Origin of the sequence: Stenotrophomonas maltophilia group sp. msm1 (assembly GCF_032025805.1) — a bacterium.
Lineage (GTDB): Bacteria > Pseudomonadota > Gammaproteobacteria > Xanthomonadales > Xanthomonadaceae > Stenotrophomonas > Stenotrophomonas hibiscicola.
Genome location: NZ_JAVSKH010000002.1, coordinates 558,698 through 583,186, shown reverse-complemented (window position 1 = coordinate 583,186; position 24,489 = coordinate 558,698). Strand labels below are relative to the sequence as shown.

The window sequence follows — 24,489 nt, the reverse complement described above, 5'->3', positions numbered from 1 at the left end:
GTACCGGTCGCAGGCCATCGGCGACATGCGACCAACGGCCCATCCTGCACAAATGCGGCCTTCATGCCAACTGGCATAAGATGACTGGGTGATCTCGCGCCTGCTCATTGCCCTGCTGCGCTTCTACAAGCGCTTCATCAGCCCCCTGCTGGGGCCACGCTGCCGTTTCGTGCCGAGCTGTTCTGAATACGCGATGGAAGCCATCTCGCGGCACGGCCCGCTGCGCGGCAGCTGGCTGGCTGCGCGCCGGCTGGGCCGCTGCCACCCGTTCCACCCCGGCGGCTTCGACCCGGTGCCCGAATCCAACCACGCCCCCTCTTGCCGTTGCACAGGAAAACACTGACATGTCCTCCACCCTCATCACCAACGCCCGGATGGTCAACGAAGGCCGCACCTTCGACGGCGACCTGCGCATCGAGAACGGCCGCATCGCGCAGATCGGCAATGGGCTGGCGCCGCGCGACGGCGAGCAGGTGGTGGACGCGGCCGGGCGCTGGCTGCTTCCCGGCATGATCGATGACCAGGTGCACTTCCGCGAACCGGGCCTGACCCACAAGGGCGACATCGCCAGCGAATCGGCGGCGGCCGTGGCCGGTGGCCTGACCAGCTTCATGGACATGCCCAACACCAACCCGCCGACGCTGGATTCGACCATCCTGGAAGCCAAGTACGAACTCGCGCGCGGCCGCGCCTGGGCCAACTACGGCTTCTACCATGGCGCCAGCAATGACAACCTCGAAGCGATCCGTGCGCTGGACCCGAAGAAGGCCCCGGGCGTGAAGGTGTTCATGGGCGCCTCTACCGGCAACATGCTGGTGGACAACCCGGAAACGCTGGATGCGATCTTCCGCGAATGCCCGACCCCGATCATCACGCACTGCGAAGACACGCCGATGATCGATGCCAACCTGAAGGCCTTCCAGGAAAAGTACGGCGACGCGCTGACCCCGGACATGCATCCGGATATCCGTTCGCGCGAGGCCTGCATCAAGTCGACCCGTCTGGCGATGTCGCTGGCACGCAAGCACGGCACCCGCCTCCATGTGCTGCACATCTCCACCGCCGACGAGCTGGCGCTGTTCGAGAAGGGCCCGCTGATCCGCGCCGATGGCAGCCGCAAGCAGATCACCGCCGAAACCTGCGTGCACTTCCTGCACTTCGCGCGCCCGGACTACGCGACCAAGGGCAACCTGATCAAGTGCAACCCGGCGATCAAGGAAGTGTCCGACCGCGAGGCAATCACCGCTGCACTGGCCGATGACGTGCTGGACGTGCTGGCCACCGACCACGCGCCGCACACCTGGGAGGAGAAGCAGAAGCCCTACGCGCAGGCGCCGTCGGGCCTGCCGCTGGTGCAGTACGCGCTGGTGGCCGCGCTGGAGCGGGTGCACGAAGGCAAGCTGACCCGCGAGCAGGTGGTGCAGAAATTCGCACATGCGCCGGCGCAGCTGTTCGACGTGGAAGAACGCGGCTTCCTGCGCGAAGGCTACTTTGCCGACCTGGTGCTGGTGGAGGACGTGCCGTTCACCGTCAAGCGCGAGGACGTGCTGTCCAAGTGCGGCTGGTCGCCGTTTGAAGGCACCACTTTCCGCTCGCGCATCGCCTCCACCTGGGTCAACGGCCAGCTGGTGTGGGACGGCAGCAAGCTGGTGGGCGAACCCGCCGGCCAGCGCATGACCTACGACCGCTGATGCGTTCGGCACTTCTGTTCGGAGCGCTGCTGCTGGCCGCGCCCCTGTTCACCGCACCGTCGGCGCAGGCACAGGACGGCATCGGCAGCCTGATCGACAGCCGCGTGGTGTTCCCGGCCAGTGCGTCACAGGGCGCGCTGGTGATCGGCAAGGTGCCCGCTGGCAGCCGCGTGCAGTACGCCGGCCGCCAGCTGCGGGTGAGCGGCTATGGCAGCGTCGTGTTCGGCATCGGCCGCGACGAGAAGGGTCCGCTGCACGTGCAGGTGCAACGCCCCGATGGTGGCAGCGAGACCGCAACCATCGCGGTGACGCCGCGCGACTGGCCCACCGAGCGGGTCAACGGGGTGCCACCGAAGACGGTGAATCCGCCGGCGGCGATTGCCGAGCGGATCAAGCGCGAACAGGCGCAGGTAACCGCTGCACGTTCGCGCGACGACGACCGTACCGACTTCACCCAGACCTTCATCTGGCCGGTCCAGGGCCGCATCAGCGGCCGCTTCGGCAATGCGAGGGTGTACAACGGCCAGCCCGGTGCCGGTCATTCCGGCATGGACATCGCGGTGCCGACCGGCACGCCGGTAAAGGCACCGGCCGCCGGCATCGTCACCTTCGCCGGCCCCGACCTGTACCTGACCGGTGGCACGCTGCTGCTCGACCACGGTTTCGGGGTCAGCTCCAACTTCCTGCACCTGTCGCGCATCGACGTAAAAGTCGGCGACCGTGTGGAGCAGGGCCAGGTGATCGCTGCCGTCGGCGCCACCGGCCGTGCCACCGGCCCGCACCTGCACTGGGGCATGAACTGGTTCGAGACCCGTATCGACCCGCTGCTGGTGTTGGAGCGGAAGTAATGGTAGTGCCGGCCGCTGGCCGGCAATCCCATGATCTTCGCGGCGAATCTGGATGCCGACCTGCGGCCGGTACTACCACGCCCGATGAATGGTCGCGCCCGGTCACTCACGGGCAATGGCATCGCTTAAAAAATGTCGCAACCGGCCCGTACCCCTCAGAGTGGAAATAGCCCCGCCCCCGACAAGCAATTGATCTGAAAGAATAATTATCATCTGACACACAAGTCGCGAGACCGATTCATTGCCGACATGCGCGCAGGCTTTCTATGGTTGGGGGTCTTCCAACAGGGTGGCCATCCATGCCGAAGGCCGGGGACATCTACGCCAGCTTCAATCCACGCCTCGGAGCGTTTGTCGCGTTTCAGCTCACCCCTACCGAGCCGGGCGGCTCGTGGCCGGTTGTAACCCTCGACTGGAGTGGTCCAACACTACCCACCGAGACAGAAATCAATGCGATGCAACCGGCCGAGTTCACTTACCCGACGTTGCTGAAACGGCCCTCCCCCTATCAGCACGTTGTTGCATGGCATGGGGCCATGCCTCGCAGCTACCAGCTTGTGGGCTGGCGCGAACCAATGCTTCTGGACGCTCCGAGAATGTTCAGTAGCTGGCCCGATGGAACGGCAATTCTGCATCAGCGCATCTGGGACGCACACGATCCGCAGATGACGCAGGCGTACCTGTCATCGCAGCTGGCGCCCCCGGACAAGACAGTGCTCGTCCAAGGCGATGGTTGGACGGTAACGCGTGACGCAAGATCTCTTGATAGCGAATCCCTGTCTGCGGCCGATTCGCTGGAACTGTTCAACCAGCTACCCATGCTGGAATCTATTGGCATCACCAAATCGCATGACGGACTCTTTCGCTGGCTTGGCACCCGCCCATTGATCACAAGCATGCGCATCTCAGGGCAGCAGGATCCGATACTCGATCTGCGCGGAACGCACATCCGCCGTCTCGTGCTGGATGTCACCGGCCTCAAAGATGTGCGGCTCAGCAGTACTCTCGAGAACCTCACAATCATCGGGGCCTGCGACAGCTCGCTGGTCATCAGCAGCGAATGCAACGGCTGCAACCTGACCGTCTGCGTGGAAGACCCGAACCTCCCGTGGGCAGGGCTTCCCGAATTGGGAAGACTGGAGCTTTGGGAGGTGGAGTGCTTCTATCCTGATCGCGTGGTTGCGCGGTTTCCTAGACTGAGCGCACTGGCCGTGGCAGGACGTCTCTGCCGTACTTCGACGCTGCTTCCGCTGGGCAAACTCGCAGATCTTCAGTTCCTGTCACTTGCGGAAATATTTCCCGAACAGCCCGAGTTTCCATCGCCATCCTGCTGGCCACAGTTGACGTTGCTCAGACTCCATAGCGCACCTGATGCTCTGGCCAGGGCAGTCAAGAAATCGTTCAAGTCACTGGCTCCGGACGAACTCGACCTCGATGTGCGGCGCCCGCGAAAACCCGACTGGCTGGCCGACAACATGGATAACCCTTTCCGCGACTGGGAAGGCCGATCGGGCATCAGTGCCGGGCAAGCCAAGAAGGCGGCTACGCTCTATCGGAATGCGCGCAGAAGCGCGCTGGATCGCGCTGCTCAACTGGCCGGGCAGTCCGCAGCGCTGACTGAGGCGCTGACCCAGATCGCAACAGACTACATCGATGGATTCAACGCGATGGACCGCCGCACCCAGATCATCGAAACCGTTGAACGCGAGGAAATCCTGGATGCCATGACCGCTGTCATCAGCGCGGTGGAGAGTGTGCGGCAGACGCAACTGGGCACTAATGTCTCACCGCTTGAGCGACAAGCGATCCTTGATTCAGTCGAAGCGCAACGGGAATTCTGAGGGCTATCGAGTACTGGAAATTCATCCACGCATGGCGTGGATCTACCGCTGCGGCACCAGTAATGCCGGTCGCTGGCCAGCACTCCATGCACCTTCGCAACGCGCCCGAGCTGCCGGCCAGCGGCCGGCACTACCAGTGGCGATCAATCAACCGCGCGCCGCCCACCACACGCGCAGCAGGGTGCGCACCGGAGTGGCTTCGATTGGCTTGCCTGCGGCCTGCGCGGCCACACGGGCACGCGCCAGGCTGGACCACACGCGGCGCGGGCGCGGGCCGGGCACGCGGGTGCCCCACCCCTTCAACAGATGCTGCGCCCAGCGCTGCGCAGCGGTGCTGGCATCACCGTCCAGCAGGCTGCGCGGCACACCGGCCACGCCGGCATCCTGCAGGCGCTGGGCCAGGGTCTGCAGCTGCACCGCGCGACCGGCACCGGTGCGCGGCTTGTCCGCGAACAAGGTTGCCTCCACTGCGGCTACGGCCTCGGCGTAGTTGGCCAGCGCGCGCTCGGCGCCGGCTGCATCGGGCGCGACGGTGCGTGCTTCAACCAGATCCGGCAGCGCTTCGGCCAACTGCGCCCACGGCGCACGCACCGGCTCCAGCAGCCGGCCCAGCGGATGGCGCGAACGATGCCCGGCCCAACTGCGCAGCTCCTCGCCCCACCACGCCAGCTTGGCGTCGGCCGGCAACGGGTCGCCGCTGGTGTTGAGCATGTCGTCGAACTCCTGCAGCAGCGCAAACCACGCCACGGCCAGCTCGCGTTGCGATTCGGCCACGAACGGGGCGGCCACCGACCATTCCGGCCAACGGCTGCGCCACTTGTCGAGGAAACTGTCCAGCGCGGTACTGCTCACTACACCATTCCTTACGGCTGGGCCGGGGCTGCCGGCCGGGTCGGCCAGAGACTGGCCAGTTGCAGAAGTTCAGCGTTCTCGACCAGCACGTCGGCCTGCCAGGCCAGCGGATCGTCGCTGTGCAGGCGGTAGCCCCACAGCGCCGCCACCGACGGCATGGCCGCGGCCCGCGCGGCGATGATGTCGCGCTCGTCGTCACCCACGTACACGCAGTCTTCGGCAGCAACGCCAATGGCCTGCGCAGCGTGCAGCAGCGGCAGCGGGTGAGGCTTGCGCTCGGCCAAGCTGTCACCGCCGACCAGCACCGCGCAACGATGCTGCCAACCATGTTGCGGCAGGATCAGGCGCGCCAGGTACTCCGGCTTGTTGGTGACGATGCCCCACACCGTACCGGCCTCATCCAGCGCGGCGAGCATGCCGGCCACGCCGTCGAACAGCACTGCGTGCTGGCCGATCAGCGCTTCGTAGCGCTGCAGGAACTCCGGGATCAGCGCGTCACGTGCGGCGACGTCCAGTTCCGGGAAGGCAGCCGAGACCATCGCCCGCGAGCCCTTCGACACCACCGGGCGCAGTGCGGCCGGATCGATGGGTGCACGACCACGTTCGGCCAGCATCGCGTTGCAGGTAGCGACGAAGTCCGGCGCGCTGTCCAGCAAGGTGCCATCCAGATCGAACAGCACCGCGCGCGGGAAGCGTGCAGAGGTCATGCCGGCTTGACCGCGTAGGCCAGATAGTTGATGTCGGTGCGGCTGCTCAGGCGGGCATGGTTGCGCCACGGCTCGTAAGCCATGCCACTGACATCCACCAGCTGCACATCAGCCTCGCGCAGCCAGCGCGCCAGCTCGGCCGGCTTGATGAATTCCTGGTAGTGGTGCGTGCCCTTGGGCAGCAGGCGCGCCACGTACTCGGCGCCGACGATCGCCACCGCGAACGCGGCGGCGGTGCGGTTGATGGTCGACAGGAACAGGTGGCCGCCCGGCTTCAGCAGGCGATTGCAGGCCTCGATGATCGCGCCCGGGTCGGGCACGTGCTCAAGCATTTCCATGCAGGTGACCACATCGAAACTGCCCGGCTGCTCGGCGGCCAGATCCTCGGCGGCCTGCACGCGGTAGTCGACCTTGGCGCCGCTTTCCAGCGCATGCAGGCGCGCGACCTTCACCAGCTCCGGGGCCAGGTCGATGGCGGTGACGTCGGCGCCGGCCTGGGCCAGCGCTTCGCTCAACAGGCCGCCACCGCAACCGATGTCGAGCACACGTGCGCCGCGCAGCGGCACGCGGTCGGCCACGTACTTCAGGCGCACCGGGTTCAGCGCATGCAGCGGCTTCTGCGGGCCGTCAGCGTCCCACCAGCGGTTGGCCAGCGCGGCGAACTTGTCCAGCTCGGCCTGATCGAAATTGGAGGAAGCGTGGGGGGCAGTCATGAGGGGTCCTTGCGGCGCCAGGGATCAGGCGCGGATATGACGGATGCGCTCGCGCCACTGGCGCGCGTTGGCGATGATGCCCGGCAGGTCCATGCCGACCAGTTCGCGCTGCACCAGCTTCGGCTTGCCGGCGATCCAGACGTCGCTGACCTGCTGGCGGCCGGTGGCGTACACCAGTTGCGACAGCACGTTGTGCAGCGGCTGGGTTTCCAGCGCAGACAGGTCGACGCAGACCAGGTCGGCCTGCTTGCCGACTTCGATCGAGCCGATGCGGTCACCGAAGCCCAGCGCGCGTGCGCCACCCAGCGTGGACGCGCGCAGCGTGGTTGCCGAATCCAGTGCAGTGGCGTCGTCGGCCACGGCCTTGGCCAGGATCGCCGCGGTGCGGTTCTCGCTGAACATGTCCAGGTCGTTGTTGCTGGCGCAGCCATCGGTACCGATCGCCAGGTTCACGCCTGCGCGCTGCAGGGCGCAGGCCGGGCAGAAACCGGAGGCCAGCTTCAGGTTGGATTCCGGGCAATGCACCACGCTCACGCCGCGCTCGGCGCACAGGTGGATTTCCGCATCGGTCAGCTGGGTCATGTGCACCGCAATCAGGCGGTCGTTGACCAGGCCGAGCCGATCCAGCCGCGCCAGCGGGCGCTGGCCGTGCAGCCTGATCGAATCGTTGATTTCCTGCGCGGTCTCGTGGGTATGCAGGTGCACCTGCATGTCGAGCTGGTCGGACAGCATCCGCACCCGCTCGAAGTTGGCATCGTTGACCGTGTAAGGCGCATGCGGCGCGAACGCGATGGCGATCAGCGGATCGGTGCGCCACTGGTCGTGCAGTTCACCGGCCTTGGCGAAGTACTCGTCGTCGGTCTTGGCCCAGGCGGTGGGGAAATCGATGATGACCGCGCCCACCAGCGCGCGGAAACCGTGTTTCTTGTAGACCGCGGCCTGCACGTCGCCGAAGAAGTAGTTCTCGTTGGCGCAGGTGGTGCCGCCGCGCAGCATCTCGGCGATGGCCAGGGTGGTGCCGTCGGCAACGAATTCGGGGCCGATCACCGCCGCTTCCACCGGCCAGATGTGCTGCTGCAGCCAGGTCATCAGCGGCAGGTCGTCGGCGACGCCGCGCAGCAGGGTCATCGGGTTGTGCGTGTGGGCGTTGACCAGGCCCGGCATCAGCGCGGCCTCGGGGCGACTGACTACCTGGGCGGCACGGAAGCGCGCGCGCGCCTCGGCACGCGGCAGGATGGCCACGATCTCGCTGCCACGCACGGCCACGGCATGGTCTTCCAGCACCACCGCATGCGGCTCGATCGGAACGACGTAACCGGCTTCGATGAGCAGGTCGCAGGCTTCGGGGAGGTGCGGGCTATCGCTCATGCGGGCTCACTGGCTATTGGAGAAGGGCCTGGCGGGAGGCGGTAGCGCCGGGCCATGCCCGGCGGCTGTCCGCTGCGGCGCCATGGGCGCCAGCAACGGGTTCCGGGTTATGCCCGGAAAGCCGAGCATGGCTCGGCTCTACAGGTAATCCGGCTGCGCCGGATTACTTGACGCGTGCGGAGTACTCGCCCGAACGGGTGTCGACGCGGATCACTTCGTCCTGGTTGACGAACAGCGGCACGCGGACCACGGCGCCGGTTTCCAGGGTGGCCGGCTTGCCGCCGCCGCCCGAGGTGTCGCCACGGACGCCCGGATCGGTCTCGGTGATCTTCAGCTCGACGAAGTTCGGCGGCTGCACGAAGATCGGCTCACCGTTCCACAGGGTGACCACGCAGGACTCTTCGCCCTTCAGCCACTTCTCGGCGCCGCCCATGCCGGCCTTGGTGGCCTGGACCTGCTCAAAGGATTCCGGATCCATGAAGTGCCAGTACTCGCCATCGCTGTACATGAAGTTCATGTCGGTGTCGACGACGTCGGCTGCATCCAGCGAGTCGGTCGACTTCATGGTCACTTCCTGGGTACGGCCGTCCTTGATCAGGCGGTACTTCACGCGGGTGAAGGCCTGGCCCTTGCCCGGCTTGACGTATTCGGTGTCGATGATGACGGCCGGTTGGTTGTTGACCAGGATCTTCATCCCGTTCTTGACGTCGTTCATGCCGTAGCTGGCCATGCGTAAACTCCTGAGTGGCAGAAACGCCGCGGGTGCGGCGAGCCGTTAGAATGGAAAGCCCACCGGATGCCGGTGGGCGACTGTTTTTCTGCCCCCATGATAACCGCAGGCCCCCTCTCCATGCAGCTTTCCGCCTTCCCCCGGCCCCAGTCGCCAGGCGCGCCCGCGCGCTGGCAGCAGCTCTGGCGCCAGGCACTGCGCGACCCACAGGCCCTGCTGGCCCGGCTGCAGCTGGACCCGGCCGCGCTGGGCGTCTCGGAAGCGGCAATGGCCCAGTTCGCGCTGCGCGTACCGGAGGGGTTCGTGGCCCGCATGCGCAAGGGTGATCCGGCCGATCCGCTGCTGCGCCAGGTGCTGCCGATCGACGAGGAAATGCGTCCCGCGCCCGGGTTCAGCTTCGATGCGGTGGGCGATGGCGCCGCCAGGAAGGCCACCGGCGTCATCCAGAAGTACCGTGGCCGCGCCCTGCTGGTCGCCACCGGCAGCTGCGCGATCAACTGCCGCTACTGCTTCCGCCGCCACTTCGACTATGGCGCGGAGAACGCCGCCAAGGGTGGCTGGCAGGAGGCCGTAGCCGCCATCGCCGCCGACCCGGACATCGACGAGGTGATCCTGTCCGGCGGTGACCCACTGTCGCTGGCCACGCACAAGCTGGTCGAACTGACCGATGCCCTGCGCGCCATCCCGCATATCCACCGCCTGCGCATCCACACCCGGCTGCCGATCGTGCTGCCCGAGCGCGTGGACGATGAGCTGGTCTCCTGGCTGGGCAGTCTGCCCTGGCCGCTGGCGATCGTGGTCCACGCCAACCATGCCAATGAATTCGACGCCAGCGTGGACGCGGCGATGGCCCGCCTGCGCGCTACCGGCGCCCAACTGCTGAACCAGGCGGTGTTGCTGCGCGGGGTCAATGACAGCGTGCAGGCCCTGCAGGACCTGAGCGAGCGCAGCTTCGACGCCGGCGTGCTTCCCTACTACCTGCATCAGTTGGACCGGGTCGAGGGCGTGGCCCACTTCGAAGTGGATGACGCCCAGGCCAAGGCGCTGATTGCCGGCCTGACCGCGCGCCTGTCCGGTTATCTGATCCCGAAACTGGTGCGCGAACTGCCCGGCGACCCGAGCAAGCGTCCGCTGTAGCCCCAAAAAAGGGGACGGAGGGGATTAAGTCGCAAATGCATAAGCGACTTACTCCCCTCCGTCCCTTTTTTTTGTGTCGGTCAGAGGCCCGATTCGATCATCCGCACCACTTCGGTGGCGGTCACCGGATGACTCAGCCAGTAGCCCTGGCCAAGATCGCAGCCGCGCTGCACCAGCAGGTCGAACTGCGCCTGCTGCTCGATGCCCTCGGCCACCACGGTGATGCCCAGTGCGTGGGCCATGGCGATGATCGCCGTGGTCAGCGCCAGATCGTCGGGATCGCGCTGCATGTCGGCCACGAAGCTCTTGTCGATCTTCACCCCGTCCACCGGTACCTGGCGAAGATGGCTGAGACCGGAGAAGCCGGTGCCGAAATCGTCCAGCCAGACCTTCACGCCGGTGCGGTGCAGCTTGTCCAGCAGCTGTGCGGCCACCATCTCGTCGCCGATCACGGCGGTTTCGGTCAGCTCCAGATGCAGGCGCGAGGCCGGTAGCCCGGACTCATGCAGGCACTGCGCCACCAGTGCCGGCAGTTCGCCGCCGCGCAACTGCCGTGGCGACACGTTGACCGACACGAACAGGTCGTCCCCGGCCGTCCCGCGCGGCCATTGCGCGGCCTCCATGCAGGCCGCACGCAGCACCTTCGGGCCGATGACTTCGATAAGGCCACTCTGCTCGGCCACCTCGATGAACACCGAAGGCGGGATCGTGCCCAGGGTCGGGTGCTGCCAGCGCAGCAGCACTTCAACGCCGACCATGCGGCGGTCGCGCATGCGGAAGATCGGCTGGTAGGCCAGGCGCAGTTCGCCGCGCTCCCAGGCGCCGCGCAGCTCCTGTTCCATATGCACGCGACGCTCGACTGCATGGTCCATCGCCCGGCTGTAATAGCGATAGCAGTTCTTGCCCGCCATCTTTGCCTGGTACATGGCAATGTCGCCGTTCTTCAGCAGGGTGGTGGCATCGGCCGCATCGTCAGGGAACAGGGTCACGCCGATCGAGGTACCCAGGAACAGTTCCCGGCCCTGCACCACCAGCGGCTTGCCCAGCTCCCGCACCAGCACTTCAGCCAGCAGCCGCGCATTTGCGGCCACATCACCATCGCCCACCAGGATCACGAACTCATCTCCGCCGAAGCGCGCCAACAGGGCTTCATCGCCCCCGGCTTCGGTGACCGCGCGATCGATACGCTGTGCAAACTGCAGCAGTGCTTCATCGCCAGCTTCGTGGCCAAGGGTGTCATTGACTCGCTTGAAGTCGTCGATATCGGCGAACAACAGGCCCAACCGGTGATTGGCGGCACGGGCAGCCATCAACCGATGATCAAGCGCCTCGCGGAATGCCAGCCGGTTGGTCAGCCCGGTCAACGCGTCGGTATAGGCCATGCGCCGCACTTCGCGGTCATGGCGGGCGATCGCATCACGCATGCGGGCAAAACCGCGCACCAGTTCACCCACCTCGTCGTCGCGGGTGTTCTCGGCCAGCGGCGTCTGGTAGTCGCCCGCCTCGATGCGACGGGCAGCGACGGCGAGATCACGGATCGGCGCAACCAGAGTACGCTGCACGTACAGGATAACGACCACGCCGATCACCACCAGTAGGCCCAGCATCAACAGCAGCCAGCCCAGGTGACGGCTGCCGACCTGCTGCAGGCGTTCGCCCAAGGTGGCGTTGGCTGCCTGCTCGCGCTGCTGCACCTCATCCAGCGCCATGCCGACGCGGACGCCGCCAATGCGCTGGTTGCCGACCATGATCGGCATGGTGTTGTCGAGCACCTTCGGCGACTCCTGCACGACCAGCGCCTGCGCAGCCGCGGCCCTGGGTGCAAGAGGATCAGCCATCGGCTGGCCGAAACCGGATACTTCGACCGAGCCGTCGTGAACCAGCCGGCCGCGTTCGTCGAACACCAGCACGTAGCGCACCACGGGCTGGCGCGCAGTACTGCGCACCAGTACGCCAACCTGGTCCAGGTCACGGTAGTACAACGGGTTGGCCAGCGCATCGGACAACTCGCGCGCCATCGCCTCGCCGCGGCTGCGCACGCTGCGGTCGAACAATTCATGGATGACGCCACCGCTGAGGTTGCGCACCTCGCCCTGCATCGCCGCTTGCCGCCCCAACAACACTGCCAGGATCGCGATCACCACGACCATTGCCCCGCCCATCGCGAGCAGGAACCGGGCCTGCATCCCCGAGCCAAGCCACTTCATTCCACTTCCATCCGCACGCGCGTCAATCCTTGTTTCAATTCATCCAGCCGCTGCTGCGCATGCGCATCGACACGGTGGAACCCGGAAGTGCCAAAAAACCGATGCAGCGCTCCCCGTGCCCGCGGGTCGCCGGCCGCCTGCAGCAGCACTTCCTGCAGGCGATCGCGCACGCGTGGATCAAGGTCGGCGCGGACCATCTCCACCGCACGCGGGTAGGGTTCGGTGCGCAACAGCTCGCGGAAGTCGCGCCGGAACGCTGCTGGCATCCGCCGTTCGTCATTCCAGTCCACGCTGCTCACTGCTCCCACGTCAACCACCCCCTTGTGCACGAACGTCGCGATGTTCAGCTCGCTGCGTGCAAATACGTAGCCCACGCTATCTGGGCCCGGCATGTCCCATGCACCGGCCAGGATCTGCGGCGACAGGCCTTCCTGCAGCAACGTCATCACCGGCACCAGGTAGGCACTGGTGGACGACGTGTTCTGCAGGGCCAGGCGATGGCCCCGCAGATCCTGCATGCGCTGGATCGGGCTGTGGCGGCGCACGAAGAAAACCGTCTGGTACTCCCGCACACCGTTGCGCTCGGTCAGCAGCAGCGGACGGGCGCCACTGCGCTGGCCCAGCGCCACCGCCGTACCCGAGGTTTCCGTGACCCAGTCGACACGACCGCGCCGCAGATAGCTGGCCATCTGCTGTGGATCGCGTGCCATCAGGATCCTCCCCTCCTTGATGCCAACGTCGTGCATGCGCGCCACCACGTAATCCAGCAAGGGCTGAAGCTGCTCGTAGTGGGCCTTGGGATCATCGCTGATCCGGCCCAGCACCAGCACGTGGTCCGGTGCTGCACGCACCGTCCCGGCCAGCAGGACCATGGCCAGGCTCAGCAGTCCCCCCTGCATTGCCTTTCGCAGACCCGACACAGGCTTCATTCCCCCCCTGGGTATCCAGACAGACTACCCGAAAAAATGAGAACGTCGTCAGCTGTCCTTGTTGCCTGCTTGTGCCAGTCGCGCCATGCGCTGGGTGTCGGCGAGGATGCCGCGCAACAGGCGCACTTCCTGCTCGCTTGGCTCGCTACGCAGGAACAGGCGGCGCAGCTTGCGCATCGCCGATTCCGGCGCGCGGCCCTTGTGGAAATCGATCTCGTCCAGCGTGTCGCCGAGCTGGGCGAAGAAGCTCTCCATCTGCTCATGGCTGGCGGCCTGTTCGCGGAAGCCGGGCTCGGGATTGGGGGCCGGCTGCGCGCCCAGCAGCTGCATGCGCGTTTCATAGGCCAGCACCTGTACGGCGGCCGCCAGGTTGAGCGAGCTGAACTCAGGATCGGACGGGATGTGCACCGCCGCATGGCAGAGCTGCAGTTCCTCGTTGGTCAGGCCGGTGCGCTCGCGGCCGAATACCAGTGCGACCTCGGCACCTTCGCCCGCCTTGGCCACCGCGCGGGCGGCAGCGTCGGCCGGCAGGTATTCCTCCAGCTGGACGCGGCGGGCACGCGCGGTGCAGCCCAGCACCAGGCGGCAATCGGCCACGGCCTCGGCCAGGGTGGCGACCACCGGGGCGTCCCCCAGCACATCTTCGGCCCCGGCCGAGCGGCGGAAGGCCTCCTCGTCCAGAGGCTTTTCGGGAGCGACCAGCACCAGGCGGGCCAGGCCCATGGTCTTCAGGGCACGGGCGGCGGCCCCCATGTTGCCGGGATGCTGGGTACCGACCAGGACGAATCGGAGGCGGGTGGCGGCGGGAAACTGGGACATGAACAGGGAAAAGGTCGAGCTGGACGATGACCAATGGTAAACTGTGCGGCCGGCCACTGCGCCGGACCCGCTCTTTTCCCCCGCCAGTCCATCTCTTCTGCCTTTCCGGGAGCCAACGCCATGCAGAAACCCGCCGTCACCGTCATGGTCAAGGCCGCCCGCCTCGCCGGCAACGTCCTGTTGCGCAACATCAACAAGCTCGAGGCACTGAACGTGGTGCAGAAGGGCCGGATGGACTACGCCAGCGAAGTGGATTCGGACGCGGAAAAGGTCATCGTCAAGGAACTCAAGCGCGCTTACCCGGACTACGGCATCTTCGGTGAAGAAGGTGGCGTGCAGGGCGAGCGTCGCCAGATGTGGGTCATCGACCCGCTTGACGGCACCAGCAACTACCTGCGTGGCGTGCCGCACTACTGCGTGTCGATCGCGCTGGTCGAGAACGGCGAGCCGACCGACGCGGTCATCTTCGACCCGCTGCGCAATGAACTGTTCACCGCCAGCCGGGGTGCCGGTGCCGTGCTGAACGACCGCCGCATCCGCGTGGCCGACCGCAAGGATCTGGAAGGCACGATGATCCACACCGGTTTCGCCCCGCGCGAGCGCAGCCGCGCCAGCGCCCAGCTGAAGGCGGTCGACGCCCTGCTGGTGCACGGTGAGGACATCCGCCGCACCGGTTCGGCCGCATTGGACCTGGCCTACGTGGCCTGCGGCCGCGCCGACGCCTACTTCGAAGCCGGTGTGAAGGCGTGGGACATCGCCGCCGGCCTGCTGCTGGTCCGCGAGGCGGGCGGCAAGGTCTGTGACTTCAAGGGCGCGACCCTGGGCCGCATGGACAACCGTGGCCCGGAGACCCACCAGATCGTAGCCGGCAACCTGAAGGTGGCCGAGTCGCTGCAGAAGGTGCTGGTGAACACCGGCTACGCCGCCGAGTTCGACGCGAAGTTCTGAGGTTTCGCGTAAAGCGGTTCATGGGGACGGCATCTGCGAAGGTGCCGTTTTCGTTTGTGCGCACGGAGAGTCGTTTCCGCGACCGCGGAGGGGTGTCACTTTCTTTGCGCGCAAAGAAAGTAACCAAAGAAACGCTCCGCCAGCCGCGAGCCGTCGCTACGCGACGGTTCCCTGCGCTTCTCGGAGAATCAGGGGACGGCGCCGAACTCGCTGCGCTCAGACACCGGCGCCTCTTCGCCCCTGATTCCCCTGCGATGCTCGGCTCGCTCAAGGCGGACTGGAAGATCAAGATCAAGATCGACAGCATCCACACGTGGCGCGGATCTACTGGGTGCAGCTGTGGCATTTGACGTTGGGTCCGCCTTGAGCGAGCCGAGCACCGCAGGTCAGGCGAGGGCGAAGAGGTGCGGGTGTCTGAGCGCAGCGAGTTCCCGCACCGTCCCTCGACGGGCCGAGGAGCGCAGGGTACCGGCGTGCGCAGCACGTCGGCTCGCGCCCCGGCGGCGTGTTTCTTTGGTTACTTTCTTTGCACGAGCAAAGAAAGTGACACCCCTCCGCGGTCGCGGAAGTGACACCCCTCCGCGGTCGCGGAAATGATCCTAGGCATCGCCTGGCGCCACCAATGCGTGCGCGCGCAAAACAAAAACGCCCGGCGCGGGGCTAGGCGTTCCTGCACTAACAAGGAGCAGAGAGTTACGCCACCGTCGACGCCCGCAGCGCGGCGATGCGCTCTTCCAGCGGCGGGTGGCTCATGAACAGCTTCTTGGCCGTCGAACCGGCAATACCGAACGCGGCGATCTGGGTCGGCAGCGTGCTCTGGCCGTGGTTCAACTGCAGGCGCTCCAGCGCGGCGATCATCTTCTGGCGGCCCGCCAGCGAGGCACCGCCTGCATCGGCGCGGAACTCGCGGTGGCGCGAGAACCACATGGCGATCATCGTCGCGAACAGGCCGAACACCATCTCCAGCACGAACACGATGATGTAGTAGGCGAAGCCGCGGCCGCCGCCTTCGCGGTTGCCCGACAGCGCGCTGTCGATGATGCCGCCGACCACGCGGGCCAGCACGATCACGAAGGTGTTCAGCACGCCCTGCAGCAGTGCCATGGTGATCATGTCACCGTTGGCGACGTGGGCGATCTCGTGGCCCAGCACCGCTTCGGCCTCGTCTTCACTCATGTTGTGCAGCAGGCCGGTGGACACCGCCACCAGCGCGTTGTTGCGGTTGGCACCGGTGGCGAAGGCATTGATCTCCGGGCCGTCATAGACCGCCACCTCGGGCATGCCGATGCCGGCCGCCTTGGCCTGCCGCTCGACGGTGGCCAGCAGCCAGCGCTCGGTCTGGTTGCGCGGCTCGGTGATCACCACCGCACCGGTGGAGCGCTTGGCCATCCACTTTGACAGCAGCAGCGAGATGAAGGAGCCACCAAAACCGAAGATGCCGGCCATGATCAGCAGACCGCTCATCTTGCTCGGGTCGGTTCCCGCCAGCGACATCACGATGCTGGCGAGGATCAGGACCGCGAAGTTGGTCGCCAGGAACAGGGCAATGCGGGTAAACATGGGAAAATCCGGCTCGGAAGGGGTCGATACCGGTCAATTTGCGGCGTGGTCAGCTTGAATTCAAGCGCCAACCTGACCGACGATTCAGCCAGCATGACCTCCCCCATTCCCTGCGGCCGCTTCGCGCCCTCGCCGACCGGCCTGCTCCATCCCGGATCCCTGCTCGCCGCCTTCGGCAGTTGGCTGCTGGCCCGCCACCATGGCGGCCTGTGGCGGCTGCGCATCGAAGACGTCGATCCGCCGCGCACCGTGCCCGGTGCCGCCACATCACAGCTGCAGGCGCTGGCCGCGTTCGGCCTCGCCCACGACGGCCCGATCCTCTGGCAGAGCACCCGCGGCGAGGCCTACCAGGCCGCACTGGACGTGCTGCTGGCCAGCGATCTGGCCTTCATCTGCCACTGCAGCCGCAGCGAACTGGCTGCCAACGGCGGCATCCATCACCGCTGCGTTGCGCGGCAACCGCGACCGGACCCTGCCGTCCGCTTCCGCGTGCCGCCGGGCAGCATCGTGCACTTCGACGATGGCCTGCGCGGCCCGCAGCAGCAGGACGTGCATGCCGAGGTTGGCGACTTCGTGCTGCGCCGTGCAGATGGCTGCTGGGCCTACCAGTTGGCCGTGGTGGTCGATGACGCCGAACAGGGCGTGACCGAAGTGGTGCGCGGCGCCGACCTGCTCGATTCCACCGCGCGGCAGATCCTGCTGCAGCAGGCGCTGGGCCTGGCCGTGCCACGCTACTGGCACCTGCCGCTGCTGCTCGATGCCCCGGGGCACAAACTGTCCAAGTCGCTGGCGTCGCTGCCGGTGGACAGCACGCGGCCGGTGCCGGTATTGCGCGCGCTCTGGCAGCTGCTGGGCCAGGCGCCTGCCGCACTGGACGGCGCCGATGAGCGGGATGCGCTGCTGGAGGCTGCGCAACGGGCGTTCGACCCGGCGCGGCTGCCGCGGACCGACGTCCTGTTGCCGGCCGGCGCACTTTCCGCGCCGATGTTGCAGAATCCCCCTTCACCCACCTGATACCCGGACAGCACTCCATGACATCTCGCGTCGCACTGGTCACCGGCGGAACCGGCGGCATCGGTACCGCCATCTGCCAACGCCTGGCCGACCAGGGCCACCGGGTCGCCACCAACTACCGCGACGAGGCCAAGGCCCGCGTCTGGCAGCAAGCGATGACCGAGCGCGGCTACCACGTGGCGATCTTCCCGGGCGATGTCTCCGATCCAGACAGCGCCGAAGCGCTGGTGCGCGCCGTCGAGGCCGAGCTGGGCCCGGTCGAGATCCTGGTCAACAACGCCGGCATCACCCGTGACACCACCTTCCACCGCATGCGCGCGGACCAGTGGCACGATGTGATCAACACCAATCTCAACTCGGTGTTCAACGTCACCCGGCCGGTCATCGAAGGCATGCGCCGCCGCGGCTGGGGCCGGGTCATCCAGATCAGCTCGATCAACGGCCTGAAGGGCCAGTACGGCCAGGCCAACTATGCTGCGGCCAAGGCCGGCATGCACGGCTTCACCATCTCGCTGGCCCGCGAGAACGCCGGCTTCGGCATCACGGTCAACACCATTTCGCCCGGCTACGTCGCCACCGACATGGTGATGGCGGTTCCGGAGGACGTGCGCGCCAAGATCATCGCCGACATTCCCACCGGGCGCCTCGGCAAGCCGGAAGAAATCGCCTATGGCGTGTCTTTCCTGGTGGCCGAGGAAGCCTCGTGGATCACCGGCAGCAACCTGGACATCAACGGCGGCCACCACATGGGCTGGTGAGCCGCGCAGGGGGCGCCGCGGCATGCACCGGCGGCCCCTGCCGATGGTCATGCTGCGCAGCACGCAAACCCTTGTTGCGCAACATGATCGCCCCTGAAAGCCAAGCCTGGCGGGGGCTGGGGCGGTTGCAACCGCTGCTGCACTGCGCCATGCTGCGCGTCTACTGTGACGAGTACCGCTTCATGGCTGCGACCCGCATCATCAAGAAGTATCCGAACCGCCGTCTCTACGACACCGAGATCTCCAGCTACATCACCATCGAGGACGTGCGCCAGCTGATCCTGGACGGTGAAGACTTCGAAGTCCGCGACGCCAAGAGCGGCGACGACCTCACGCGATCGGTCCTGCTGCAGATCATCGCCGACCAGGAACAGGACGGCGAACCGATGCTGTCCACGCAGCTGCTGAGCCAGCTGATCCGCTTCTACGGCGATTCCCTGCAGGGCTTCATGGGCAACTACCTGGAGCGCAGCATGCAGGTCTTCCTCGACCAGCAGCAGCAGTTCCGCCAGCAGATGGGCAACCTGCTGGGCCAGACCCCGTGGGCGATGATGAACCAGCTGACCGAGCGCAACCTGGAGCTGTGGCAGGAATTCCAGCGCAGCATGGGCAGCGGCTTCGGTGGCCCGCGCCCGGGCGGCACCGGCACGGGCACGGGCACCGGCAACAAGCCGAACGAACCGGGCACCGGCACCGGCAGCAAGACCCGCCGTTGAGCCGCTTCACAGGCTGACACGAAAACGGCGCGCCCCTGGCGCGCCGTTCTGTTTGGCATCGCGCCAACGATGCGTCAGCGTTTCGCCTTGCACCCCGTGCACACGCGCTCGACCTTGTAGCCCTTGGCCTTCAGCTTCTCGACCACGCCATCACTGCCCAGCAGGTGCAGCGTGCCGACCACCACCAGCGTACCGCCCTGCCCGGCCTGCAGGTACGGCTGCAGCTTCGGCACCCAGGCATCGTTGCGCCCGGTGTTGATGCGCTGGTACAGCTGCGGGTACTGCTGGCGCATCTCTGCCGCCATCTTGGTCCACAGCAGGCGATCATCACCGCGGCGCCACGCATCATGCAGCAGCCGCGCCTGCTCATCGGCCTTGCCGGCCTGGTCCAGTGCTTCGGCCAGCATCTGCCGCTGTTCCTGCAGCGTCATTCCGTCAAGCATGCCGATCTGGGTATCAATGTCCTCCAGTCCCGCCGTCTTGCGGCCGGTCTTCTGCGCGCGCTCCATGAAGTGGCGGTCCAGGCCCAGCGCCGGGTCCAGGCCGAGCTTCTGCATCTGCCCGATCGAAATGCTCAGGCCGACGAACCAGGGCTTCATGCCCTGCATCTGCGCCAGCGGCAACTGGTTCTGGGCAGCAAAGGCCTGCAGCTTCTGCCAGGTGGCCGCATCCAGATCACGCTTCAGCTCGCTGCCATCGGTGCGGATCGCCGCCTGCACCATGCGGCTGGCCAGCTGGGGCGACTGCATGTCTTCCGGCGACAGTTCGAACACTACCCGCTGTGAGGCCTCGAACGCCTGTTCGACATCGGGCGACAGCGGGTAGTCCTGCGGCTTCAGCAGGTGGAAGGAACCGAGCAGGTAGAGGCGTGAGTCGCCTGGGCCGGTCACTTTCCACAGCAACGGCACCGGCGGCCTGGCCGCCGCTGCGCCAGCGGTGTCGGCTTGCAGGGTACGTGCTGCAACCAGCGGTGCCAGCGCACAGGCCGCCAACAGAACGGCGGCACGCAACAGTGATCTGATCGGCATCTCAGCCTTCTCCTTCAGGCAGGTGGTAGGCCTTCTCGCCCGCTTCCACGCGCAGGTCCAGCCGGTTTTCAGGCGGCGCCAACGGGCAGGTTGCATAGGCGGTGAACGCACACGGTGGGTTGTAGGCATGGTTGAAATCGATGCGCACCGTACCATCGGCGCCTGGCGCATCGGTGTCCAGGTAACGCCCAGCCGGATAGCTGCCGCGACCGCTGGTGCGGTCGGCGAAGATCAGGAACAGCGGCTGCCCGGGTGCACCTATCGCCTCCAGCCGCCAGTTGCGGCCATCACGCTGGAACTCGACCGCGCCCGCGTTCGGCATCTCGGTGGTCAAGCCAGTGATATCGACGATCGGCAGGGCCTTGCCTGGCGGGTGTGCGATGAAGCGCGCCTGCACCTGCCAGTCAGGACCGCCCGGCCAGTACTCCAGGCCGGCGAACCCACGGCGTGCAGGCGCATCGGCGTGCTTGACCCGCAGCGCATCGCGCGGACCGCGACGGATGATGCTGAGCTGGCCTTTGCCACCATCGAAGGCCAGCTGCGTCGGCTGCGGATCCTTGTCGGTGTCGATGCGGATGCGGCCGCGGACCGGTTTGCCCCCATGGCTGACGTCCGTACCGGCTTCGGGAGTGAACCACCATTGGCTGCCTTCGCGGCGCAGCAGGCCCAGCTTGTCCGGCCCCACCGCCAGGCGGATGCCATTGGTCGCGCCACTGCCGACAAAGTGCGATCTGTTCTGCAGCCAGTGCAGGCCGACCAGCGCTGTCCAACCGTCCGGGCGGGTCAGGTCCTGATAGCGTGCCACCCGCCACTGCTGCTGCCCGGCGGCATAGGACGGATCCTCCGCGGCCGAAGCCGGTGCCGGCGGCGGCGCGGGGCTGCAGGCGGCCAACACCATGGCGACCAGCAGGCCGCCCATTCCCCGATAACGCATCGATGCTCCCCTCAACGTCCGCGCAGGAACCAGCGGTCGATCTCCGCCAGCGAAAAACGGGCCCAGGTCGGCCGGCCGTGGTTGCATTGGCCGGACCGCTCGGTGATCTCCATGTCGCGCAGCAGCGCGTTCATTTCCGGCACGGTCAGGCGACGGTTGGCACGCACCGCGCCGTGGCAGGCCATGGTCGACAGCAGCTCGTCGCGCGCGCTGGCCACGCGGCGGCTCTGGCCGTGCTCGCGCAGGTCGGTCAGCACGTCGCGCAGCAGGCCTTCCGGTTCGGCATGCGCCAGCAGTGCCGGTATGCTGCGCACGTGCAGTGAACCGGGGCCGGCACGGGTCACTTCGAAGCCGAGTGCGGCCAGCGTGTCGGCTTCGCTTTCGGCGGTATCGGCCTCGCGCTCGCCCACCGCCAGCGTGATCGGCACCAGCAACGGCTGCGACTGCAGGCCGATGCCATCGTGCGCGTTCTTCAGCCGCTCGTAGCCGATGCGTTCGTGTGCGGCATGCATGTCGACCACGATCAGGCCTTCGGCGTTCTCGGCCAGGATGTAGATGCCGTGCAGCTGCGCGATCGCATAGCCCAGCGGCGGCACTCCGGCATCGGCACTGGTGACCGGCAGTCCGTTCTCGGTCGGCATCGGCGGCAGCGCCGCCCCGGGCTCGGCACCGGCCGGCGTGGCATACAGCGCGGCGTAGGCCGCCGGTGCATCAGCGACCTGCAGCCCAAGGGGCTGCTGCGGGCGCCAGCCGGAAAAGCCACCGCCGCCTGCGCCCGAGCCGGCACCGGGCGCAGGCCCACGCACCAGCCCGAAACCCGATGCGCCCGCGCTCGATGCCATCGATGCAGCAGCGGCGTCCACCGGATGCACCGGACCCGCACCGATCTCCTGCGCCGACATGCCCGCGCGGGTATCAGCCAACGCGTCCTTCAGCGTGCGATAGACGAAGTCATGCACCAGCCGCGAATCACGAAAGCGCACCTCGTGCTTGGCCGGGTGCACGTTGACATCAACACGGGTCGGGTCCAGTTCGAGGAACAGCACATAGGCCGGCTGCCGACCGTGGTACAGCACATCGCCGTACGCCATCTTCACCGCGTGGGCGACGCTGCGATCACGCACCGAACGGCCGTTGACGTACAGGTACTGCTGGTCGGCGCTGGCACGCGAGTAATGCGGCTGCGCGATCCAGCCATGCAGGCGCAGGCCGGCGCCACTGTGATCCACGCGCACGGCCTGGTTGGCGAAATCCTCGCCCAGCGTTTCTGCCAATCGCGTATCGGAATACAGATCGCCCGGCTTGTAACGGCGCGAGGCCTTGCCGTTGTGGGACACGCGCAGTTCGACGTCCGGCCGCGCCAGGGCCAGCGAGCGCAGCCATTCTTCGATATGGCCCAGCTCGGTGCGCTCGGCGCGCAGGAACTTGCGCCGCGCCGGTACGTTGTAGAACAGCTCGCGCACTTCCACCGTGGTACCCGGCGCATGCGCGCGCGGCGTCACCTCACCGATCTTTCCGCCTTCGATCTGCAGCGCGGAACCATGCTCGTCATGTGCGCGACGCGAGGCCAGGGTGAAGCGACTGACCGAGGCGATCGACGGCAGCGCTTCGCCACGGAAACCGAGCGTGGCCACCGATTCAAGATCGTCCAGATCGGCGATCTTGCTGGTCGCGTGGCGCGATACCGCCAGCGGCAGCTGCTCCGGCGCGATGCCACTGCCGTTGTCGCGGATGCGGATCAGGCGTACACCGCCCTCTTCAAGATCGATATCTACGCGGCTGGCACCGGCGTCGATCGCGTTCTCGACCAGCTCCTTGACCACCGAAGCGGGACGCTCGACCACTTCGCCAGCGGCGATCTGGTTGATCAGGATCTCCGGCAAGGGCCGGATCGGGCGCGGACCGGGCGCGCTCATGGGAGATGATGGGCAGCAGACTTCATGGGTCGATGATAGCGGAGCGCCCGTGGATAGAGTCGACTGTCAGTCGACTGCTCTCCGCCCGGGCGCCGAAAAGCCCCGCGCTGCGCACGTAGTCGACTAACAGTCGACTCTACCGCGCTCTACAGGAAGCGGATTACTTGCTGCCGCCGGCCATGGTGGCTGCGGCGTCGATCTCGGCCTGGGCACGGGCCGCGTACAGCGTCCCCGGCGGTGGCTGGCGGCTGAAGAAGGTGTGCACGCCATCGAGCACGGCACCGGCGATCTTGCGCTGGTAGGCCGGGTCGGTCAGGCGACGCTCTTCATCCGGGTTGGAGATGAACGCGGTTTCCACCAGCATCGCCGGCATGTCCGACGTACGCAGCACCGCGAAGTTGGCGCGCTCGATGTTCGGCTTGTGGTTGTTGCCGATCCGCTTAAGGCCGCCCAGCACGTGGCCGGCGGCGTCTTCGGACGCCTTCATGTAGCCGCTCTGCGCCAGGTCCAGCAGCACATTGGCAAGCGTGCCCTCGGTCTGCTGCAGGCGAACGCCACCGACCAGATCGGCCGCGTTTTCCTTGTCTGCCAGCCAACGGGCGCGCTGCGAAGAGGCACCCTTGGTCGACAGCACGTACACCGACGAACCGGTGGCCGAACGGTTCTCGGCCGCGTCGGCATGGATGGAAATGAAGATGTCGGCCTTGTTCGCACGCGCCTTCTGCGCGCGCATCGGCAGCGGAATGAACACGTCACTGTCGCGGGTCAGGTAGGCCTTCAGGCCCGGCGTCGCATTGACCTGACGGGCCAGTTCCCGCGCCACCGCCAAAGTGACATCCTTCTCACGCTTGCCGGTCGGGCCGATCGCGCCCGGATCCTGGCCTCCGTGACCGGGATCGATGGCCACCACCAGATGGCGCATGCCGGCCTGCATGCGGATGCGGGAGGCATCACTGGGCATGGCCGGGCGCGGCGGTTCCACCGGCGTCGGTGCCGGCGCAGGCACCGTGGCCGGCGGCGTGGTCACCACCGCTGCGGTGCGCTGCCCAGCGAGGATCGCGGCCGGCGAGGAAGAAGGCGAACTGCTGGCCACGGTACCCGCCGCCGCGACCTGGGCCGGCGCGGTGGATGGCGCCGGGGTAGGCGTGGCCGGCGCGGCGGCGGTGGCACTGGCCTGCTGCCGCACCTGGGCAGTCAGCAGCGCCGTGGCACGCGCGGCATCGGTACGCGCCTGCGCGCTCTCCGCCGGCGTCGGCGTCGGTGCGGGCGTGTTGGCCGGCGCCTGCGGCGGCACCGCCGGCGTCGCTGCCGGACGGCTGGCGGCCACGGCCGGGCCATCGCCCGGCCATTCGATCACCAGCTTGGATTCATTGCCCTCGCGCTGCATCTGTGGGCGGAACGGCGCCACCGATTCAGCAAGGTCGAAAACGACACGGAAGGTACCCGGCACCGGCTGTCCGGTGCGCACTGCGGTGACCACGCCCTGCGCCGCCGGCATTTTCAGGTTGCGTACGGCGCTGGAGTCCGGGAAATCGACCACCAGGCGGTTCGGTCCGGCCAGCGACAGCGTCTTGTAACCGCCACTGCCCACCAGCGAGATCTCGGCACGGGTGCCGGTGGCACCGGTATTCAGCAGGACCTGGCGAATTTCACCGGCCCACGCGCTGACGCTCGCCAGACCCAGTCCGACGGCGGCACAGATGGCGATGAGACGGTTCCCCGGGCGCATGGCTCAGGATTCAATCACCGCACTGAACGGAATGCAACACCTTT

Annotated in this window: 22 protein-coding genes; 9 read left to right on the top strand and 13 right to left on the bottom strand. The window is 66.9% G+C overall.

Annotated elements, in window-relative coordinates:
* The first annotated feature begins 88 nt into the window (after window positions 1-88).
* The 4 genes from yidD to ROV95_RS10315 all read left to right on the top strand — a co-directional run bounded on the left by yidD (window position 89) and on the right by ROV95_RS10315 (window position 4,380).
* Window positions 89-343, top strand: a complete 255-nt coding sequence (gene yidD / locus ROV95_RS10330) for a membrane protein insertion efficiency factor YidD (RefSeq protein WP_010486626.1) — start codon at window positions 89-91, stop codon at window positions 341-343.
* 1 nt (window position 344) lies between these two features.
* The gene (locus tag ROV95_RS10325; protein WP_111097867.1) at window positions 345-1,691 is read left to right on the top strand and encodes a dihydroorotase; all 1,347 of its coding nucleotides are present in this window, start codon (window positions 345-347) and stop codon (window positions 1,689-1,691) included.
* The gene (locus ROV95_RS10320) at window positions 1,691-2,539 is read left to right on the top strand and encodes a M23 family metallopeptidase (protein WP_164144710.1); all 849 of its coding nucleotides are present in this window, start codon (window positions 1,691-1,693) and stop codon (window positions 2,537-2,539) included. Before ROV95_RS10325 ends, ROV95_RS10320 begins: the two co-directional genes overlap by 1 nt.
* 299 nt (window positions 2,540-2,838) lie before the next feature.
* A complete protein-coding gene (locus ROV95_RS10315) occupies window positions 2,839-4,380 on the top strand; it encodes a hypothetical protein (protein WP_312544262.1) in 1,542 nt (513 codons plus the stop codon).
* A gap of 147 nt (window positions 4,381-4,527) precedes the next feature.
* On the opposite strand, the gene ROV95_RS10310 is transcribed toward ROV95_RS10315, so the two are convergent.
* The 5 genes from ROV95_RS10310 to efp form a co-directional block, all read right to left on the bottom strand.
* On the bottom strand, window positions 4,528-5,232 hold the full coding sequence (locus tag ROV95_RS10310) for a squalene/phytoene synthase family protein (RefSeq protein WP_019660510.1): 705 nt from the start codon (window positions 5,230-5,232) through the stop codon (window positions 4,528-4,530).
* An 11-nt stretch (window positions 5,233-5,243) separates the two neighbouring features.
* The gene (locus ROV95_RS10305; RefSeq protein ID WP_312544261.1) at window positions 5,244-5,939 is read right to left on the bottom strand and encodes a phosphoglycolate phosphatase; all 696 of its coding nucleotides are present in this window, start codon (window positions 5,937-5,939) and stop codon (window positions 5,244-5,246) included.
* Window positions 5,936-6,652: a bifunctional 2-polyprenyl-6-hydroxyphenol methylase/3-demethylubiquinol 3-O-methyltransferase UbiG gene (gene ubiG / locus ROV95_RS10300; RefSeq protein WP_312544260.1), complete on the bottom strand. Its 717-nt coding sequence runs from the start codon at window positions 6,650-6,652 to the stop codon at window positions 5,936-5,938. Before ubiG ends, ROV95_RS10305 begins: the two co-directional genes overlap by 4 nt.
* A 24-nt stretch (window positions 6,653-6,676) precedes the next feature.
* Window positions 6,677-8,020, bottom strand: coding sequence for a TRZ/ATZ family hydrolase (locus ROV95_RS10295; RefSeq protein ID WP_312544258.1), 1,344 nt, complete (start codon window positions 8,018-8,020; stop codon window positions 6,677-6,679).
* Between the two features lie 163 nt (window positions 8,021-8,183).
* Window positions 8,184-8,750, bottom strand: a complete 567-nt coding sequence (gene efp, locus ROV95_RS10290) for an elongation factor P (protein WP_005410381.1) — start codon at window positions 8,748-8,750, stop codon at window positions 8,184-8,186.
* 96 nt (window positions 8,751-8,846) lie between these two features.
* Here efp and epmB point away from each other — a divergent pair, with 96 nt between their 5' ends.
* Window positions 8,847-9,887: an EF-P beta-lysylation protein EpmB gene (epmB, locus tag ROV95_RS10285; RefSeq protein WP_152525815.1), complete on the top strand. Its 1,041-nt coding sequence runs from the start codon at window positions 8,847-8,849 to the stop codon at window positions 9,885-9,887.
* 80 nt (window positions 9,888-9,967) lie between these two features.
* On the opposite strand, the gene ROV95_RS10280 is transcribed toward epmB, so the two are convergent.
* Genes ROV95_RS10280 through ROV95_RS10270 form a run of 3 tightly spaced genes read right to left on the bottom strand, consistent with a single transcriptional unit; the run spans window position 9,968 to window position 13,842 of the window.
* A complete protein-coding gene (locus ROV95_RS10280) occupies window positions 9,968-12,094 on the bottom strand; it encodes an EAL domain-containing protein (RefSeq protein WP_021204177.1) in 2,127 nt (708 codons plus the stop codon).
* Window positions 12,091-13,023, bottom strand: coding sequence for a phosphate/phosphite/phosphonate ABC transporter substrate-binding protein (locus ROV95_RS10275; protein ID WP_312544254.1), 933 nt, complete (start codon window positions 13,021-13,023; stop codon window positions 12,091-12,093). The genes ROV95_RS10280 and ROV95_RS10275 overlap by 4 nt, the downstream gene beginning before the upstream one ends.
* Window positions 13,024-13,071: 48 nt before the next feature.
* The gene (locus ROV95_RS10270) at window positions 13,072-13,842 is read right to left on the bottom strand and encodes an RNA methyltransferase (protein WP_019660517.1); all 771 of its coding nucleotides are present in this window, start codon (window positions 13,840-13,842) and stop codon (window positions 13,072-13,074) included.
* A 120-nt stretch (window positions 13,843-13,962) separates the two neighbouring features.
* On the opposite strand from ROV95_RS10270, the gene ROV95_RS10265 reads away from it, so the two are divergent.
* Entirely contained in the window at window positions 13,963-14,790 is an 828-nt protein-coding gene (locus ROV95_RS10265; protein WP_233653926.1) for an inositol monophosphatase family protein, read from the top strand.
* Between the two features lie 693 nt (window positions 14,791-15,483).
* Here ROV95_RS10265 and htpX read toward each other — a convergent pair.
* A complete protein-coding gene (gene htpX, locus ROV95_RS10260; RefSeq protein WP_111097871.1) occupies window positions 15,484-16,350 on the bottom strand; it encodes a protease HtpX in 867 nt (288 codons plus the stop codon).
* A gap of 93 nt (window positions 16,351-16,443) precedes the next feature.
* On the opposite strand from htpX, the gene gluQRS reads away from it, so the two are divergent.
* The 3 genes from gluQRS to phaR all read left to right on the top strand — a co-directional run bounded on the left by gluQRS (window position 16,444) and on the right by phaR (window position 18,838).
* Window positions 16,444-17,364, top strand: a complete 921-nt coding sequence (gene gluQRS, locus ROV95_RS10255) for a tRNA glutamyl-Q(34) synthetase GluQRS (RefSeq protein ID WP_207049766.1) — start codon at window positions 16,444-16,446, stop codon at window positions 17,362-17,364.
* Window positions 17,365-17,381: 17 nt separating this feature from the next.
* Window positions 17,382-18,122, top strand: coding sequence for an acetoacetyl-CoA reductase (gene phbB / locus ROV95_RS10250; protein ID WP_019660520.1), 741 nt, complete (start codon window positions 17,382-17,384; stop codon window positions 18,120-18,122).
* A gap of 182 nt (window positions 18,123-18,304) precedes the next feature.
* Complete coding sequence (gene phaR, locus ROV95_RS10245; RefSeq protein ID WP_031270734.1) at window positions 18,305-18,838, top strand: polyhydroxyalkanoate synthesis repressor PhaR; 534 nt, start codon at window positions 18,305-18,307, stop codon at window positions 18,836-18,838.
* A 74-nt stretch (window positions 18,839-18,912) separates the two neighbouring features.
* Here phaR and ROV95_RS10240 read toward each other — a convergent pair whose 3' ends face one another.
* The 4 genes from ROV95_RS10240 to ROV95_RS10225 all read right to left on the bottom strand — a co-directional run bounded on the left by ROV95_RS10240 (window position 18,913) and on the right by ROV95_RS10225 (window position 24,445).
* Window positions 18,913-19,866: a TraB/GumN family protein gene (locus ROV95_RS10240; protein ID WP_111102814.1), complete on the bottom strand. Its 954-nt coding sequence runs from the start codon at window positions 19,864-19,866 to the stop codon at window positions 18,913-18,915.
* A 1-nt stretch (window position 19,867) separates the two neighbouring features.
* Window positions 19,868-20,800, bottom strand: a complete 933-nt coding sequence (locus ROV95_RS10235; protein WP_312544252.1) for a DUF1684 domain-containing protein — start codon at window positions 20,798-20,800, stop codon at window positions 19,868-19,870.
* A gap of 11 nt (window positions 20,801-20,811) precedes the next feature.
* Window positions 20,812-22,716: a DNA mismatch repair endonuclease MutL gene (gene mutL, locus ROV95_RS10230; protein WP_021204166.1), complete on the bottom strand. Its 1,905-nt coding sequence runs from the start codon at window positions 22,714-22,716 to the stop codon at window positions 20,812-20,814.
* A gap of 160 nt (window positions 22,717-22,876) precedes the next feature.
* Window positions 22,877-24,445 (bottom strand): N-acetylmuramoyl-L-alanine amidase, encoded by a 1,569-nt coding sequence (locus ROV95_RS10225; protein ID WP_019660525.1) that lies wholly within the window; start codon window positions 24,443-24,445, stop codon window positions 22,877-22,879.
* Between the last annotated feature and the right edge of the window lie 44 nt (window positions 24,446-24,489).

Coding starts and splice junctions, on each gene's coding strand:
- ROV95_RS10325 (WP_111097867.1), top strand. CDS start 345: ATGTCCTCCACCCTCATCACCAACGCCCGGATGGTCAACGAAGGCCGC.
- ROV95_RS10320 (WP_164144710.1), top strand. CDS start 1,691: ATGCGTTCGGCACTTCTGTTCGGAGCGCTGCTGCTGGCCGCGCCCCTG.
- ROV95_RS10315 (WP_312544262.1), top strand. CDS start 2,839: ATGCCGAAGGCCGGGGACATCTACGCCAGCTTCAATCCACGCCTCGGA.
- ROV95_RS10305 (WP_312544261.1), bottom strand. CDS start 5,939: ATGACCTCTGCACGCTTCCCGCGCGCGGTGCTGTTCGATCTGGATGGC.
- ubiG (WP_312544260.1), bottom strand. CDS start 6,652: ATGACTGCCCCCCACGCTTCCTCCAATTTCGATCAGGCCGAGCTGGAC.
- ROV95_RS10295 (WP_312544258.1), bottom strand. CDS start 8,020: ATGAGCGATAGCCCGCACCTCCCCGAAGCCTGCGACCTGCTCATCGAA.
- efp (WP_005410381.1), bottom strand. CDS start 8,750: ATGGCCAGCTACGGCATGAACGACGTCAAGAACGGGATGAAGATCCTG.
- epmB (WP_152525815.1), top strand. CDS start 8,847: ATGATAACCGCAGGCCCCCTCTCCATGCAGCTTTCCGCCTTCCCCCGG.
- ROV95_RS10280 (WP_021204177.1), bottom strand. CDS start 12,094: ATGAAGTGGCTTGGCTCGGGGATGCAGGCCCGGTTCCTGCTCGCGATG.
- ROV95_RS10275 (WP_312544254.1), bottom strand. CDS start 13,023: ATGAAGCCTGTGTCGGGTCTGCGAAAGGCAATGCAGGGGGGACTGCTG.
- ROV95_RS10270 (WP_019660517.1), bottom strand. CDS start 13,842: ATGTCCCAGTTTCCCGCCGCCACCCGCCTCCGATTCGTCCTGGTCGGT.
- ROV95_RS10265 (WP_233653926.1), top strand. CDS start 13,963: ATGCAGAAACCCGCCGTCACCGTCATGGTCAAGGCCGCCCGCCTCGCC.
- htpX (WP_111097871.1), bottom strand. CDS start 16,350: ATGTTTACCCGCATTGCCCTGTTCCTGGCGACCAACTTCGCGGTCCTG.
- gluQRS (WP_207049766.1), top strand. CDS start 16,444: ATGACCTCCCCCATTCCCTGCGGCCGCTTCGCGCCCTCGCCGACCGGC.
- phbB (WP_019660520.1), top strand. CDS start 17,382: ATGACATCTCGCGTCGCACTGGTCACCGGCGGAACCGGCGGCATCGGT.
- phaR (WP_031270734.1), top strand. CDS start 18,305: ATGGCTGCGACCCGCATCATCAAGAAGTATCCGAACCGCCGTCTCTAC.
- ROV95_RS10240 (WP_111102814.1), bottom strand. CDS start 19,866: ATGCCGATCAGATCACTGTTGCGTGCCGCCGTTCTGTTGGCGGCCTGT.
- ROV95_RS10235 (WP_312544252.1), bottom strand. CDS start 20,800: ATGCGTTATCGGGGAATGGGCGGCCTGCTGGTCGCCATGGTGTTGGCC.
- mutL (WP_021204166.1), bottom strand. CDS start 22,716: ATGAGCGCGCCCGGTCCGCGCCCGATCCGGCCCTTGCCGGAGATCCTG.
- ROV95_RS10225 (WP_019660525.1), bottom strand. CDS start 24,445: ATGCGCCCGGGGAACCGTCTCATCGCCATCTGTGCCGCCGTCGGACTG.